The following is a 2,237-nucleotide window of genomic DNA, read 5'->3' on the forward strand; positions in this document are numbered from 1 at the left end:
TTACCGCTCTACTCGTTGTTACCGCTCTACTCGTTGTTATCGCTCTATTCGTTGTTATCGCTCTATTCGTTGTTATCGCTCTATTCGTTGTTATCCCTAAAAGCCACACAAACAAAAACCCGCCTTTCGGCGGGTTGTTGTGCGAACACTGCATCTTTATTCTGTATCGGTAACTATTACTTAGTTGCCAATTTTTCACGGATACGTGCAGACTTACCTGAACGCTCACGTAAATAGTACAGTTTAGCACGACGTACACGACCGCGACGCTTAACTTCGATGCTAGCAATTAGCGGGCTGTGCGTCTGGAAAGCACGCTCAACACCTTCGCCATTAGAGATTTTACGTACTGTGAATGCTGAATGCAGACCACGGTTACGCTTAGCAATTACCAAACCTTCAAAAGCCTGAAGACGCTCTTTTTCGCCTTCTTTAACACGTACTTGAACTACTACTGTATCACCAGCACCAAAATCAGGCACATCTGTTTTCATTTGCTCATCGTTGAGCATTTTAATGATGTTGTTCATAATTACTCCATCCTAGTAATAACTGAGCGTTGACTATGCGGACTTGTCCGTTTCATTCACGAACTGCGCTAATAAAGTCGTTTGTTCGTCAGTCAGAGCTAGATTTTCAAATAATTCTGGTCGTCTCAAAAAAGTTCTTCCGATACTTTGTTGTAAACGCCAGAGTCTAATTTTTTCGTGGTCACCGCTTAGCAGCACTGCGGGTACGTCAAGACCATCCAATTGTTCAGGGCGTGTATAATGAGGACAATCCAGTAAACCATCAGAGAAAGAATCTTGCTCTGCTGACGCTTGCTTGCCCAGTACACCAGGTACTAAACGAGCCACTGAATCGATTAAAGTCATTGCCGGTAACTCACCACCCGAAAGTACGTAATCACCGATAGACCATTCTTCATCAACTTCTGTTTGAATTATGCGCTCATCAACACCTTCGTATCGACCACACACTAAAATCAAACACTCTGATTTAGCTAACTCAGTAACGCCATGCTGATCCAGCTTGCGTCCCTGAGGAGATAGATAAATCACTTTTGCCCTATCACCTGCAGCTGCTTTAGCTGCATGGATAGCATCACGCAGAGGTTGCACCATCATTAACATACCGGGCCCACCACCATAAGGTCGGTCGTCCACAGTATTATGTCTATCATGGGTGAAATCTCGAGGATTCCACGTTTGCACCTCTAGCAGGCCGTTTTTCACGGCTCGACCCGTAACCCCAAAGTCTGTAACAGCACGAAACATCTCTGGAAACAGGGTGATTACCCCTAACCACATATGTTGTACCTCGACTTAGAAGTCAGGATCCCAATCCACTAAAATCTGTTTCCCTTGCAAGTCCACCTGTTTGATGAACTGCTCAGGGACAAAGGGGATCATACGTTCCGCTTTGCCGAAGGCATCTTTGGCATTAGCTTTAATCAGCAGCACGTCGTTTGATCCTGTTTCCACGATCTGATCAACAATACCCATGTTATAGCCGTTTATATTGGTCACTTCGCAGCCGATAAGATCACGATGATAGAATTCACTATCATCCAAATCTTTCATTTGCTCAGGCATGATCGCAATTTCACAATTTGTGAGCATTTGCGCATGTTCTCTGGTAGCGACACCTTCTAGTTCAGCCACTACAGCTTTACCTTGAAAACGCCACTGAGCGACCTTAACTTCACGCCAAACGCCTTGTTCTTTTATAAGCCAAGGCGAATAATCGAAAATACCTTCAACAGAATCGGTATAGGAAGTGATTTTTAGCCAACCTTTAATACCATGACTGGAACCTAACTTACCCAGTACAACTAGCTCTTGGTTACTACTCATCTATCTATACCTTATACGCAATTAAGCAACAGCTTTACGCGCGTCTTTAATCAGTTTTGCAACACGCTCAGATGTTGCAGCGCCAGTAGCAACCCAGTGCTCAACACGATCAAGATCTAAACGTAAAGTTTCTTCTTGGCCACGAGCCAATGGATTGAAAAAACCTACACGTTCGATGAAACGACCGTCACGAGCATTGCGGCTATCAGCAACAACGATATTGTAAAATGGACGCTTTTTTGCGCCGCCACGAGCTAAACGAATGGTAACCATGCGTTTTATTCCTCTAATGATTTGCTAGAAGCAAAAATAAAAACTGGAACTCCGTGTTCGCGAAGAGTCCCAGAAAGAAAGCCGGAAGATTTTACCTGACTTTTGAAC

4 protein-coding genes are annotated in these 2,237 nt (G+C 44.2%); all 4 read right to left on the reverse strand.

The window, feature by feature from the left end:
• Positions 1-176 precede the first annotated feature (176 nt).
• The 4 genes from rplS to rpsP are packed head-to-tail and all read right to left on the reverse strand — an operon-like array spanning position 177 to position 2,129.
• Positions 177-530: a 50S ribosomal protein L19 gene (gene rplS, locus CXF78_RS20920; RefSeq protein WP_011638365.1), complete on the reverse strand. Its 354-nt coding sequence runs from the start codon at positions 528-530 to the stop codon at positions 177-179.
• Between the two features lie 33 nt (positions 531-563).
• The gene (trmD, locus tag CXF78_RS20925) at positions 564-1,310 is read right to left on the reverse strand and encodes a tRNA (guanosine(37)-N1)-methyltransferase TrmD (protein WP_011638366.1); all 747 of its coding nucleotides are present in this window, start codon (positions 1,308-1,310) and stop codon (positions 564-566) included.
• 15 nt (positions 1,311-1,325) lie between these two features.
• Positions 1,326-1,856, reverse strand: coding sequence for a ribosome maturation factor RimM (rimM, locus tag CXF78_RS20930; protein WP_011638367.1), 531 nt, complete (start codon positions 1,854-1,856; stop codon positions 1,326-1,328).
• 21 nt (positions 1,857-1,877) lie between these two features.
• Positions 1,878-2,129, reverse strand: a complete 252-nt coding sequence (gene rpsP, locus CXF78_RS20935) for a 30S ribosomal protein S16 (RefSeq protein ID WP_011638368.1) — start codon at positions 2,127-2,129, stop codon at positions 1,878-1,880.
• Positions 2,130-2,237 lie beyond the last annotated feature (108 nt).

This window comes from Shewanella sp. 11B5, from assembly GCF_002836795.1.
Lineage (GTDB): Bacteria > Pseudomonadota > Gammaproteobacteria > Enterobacterales > Shewanellaceae > Shewanella > Shewanella frigidimarina.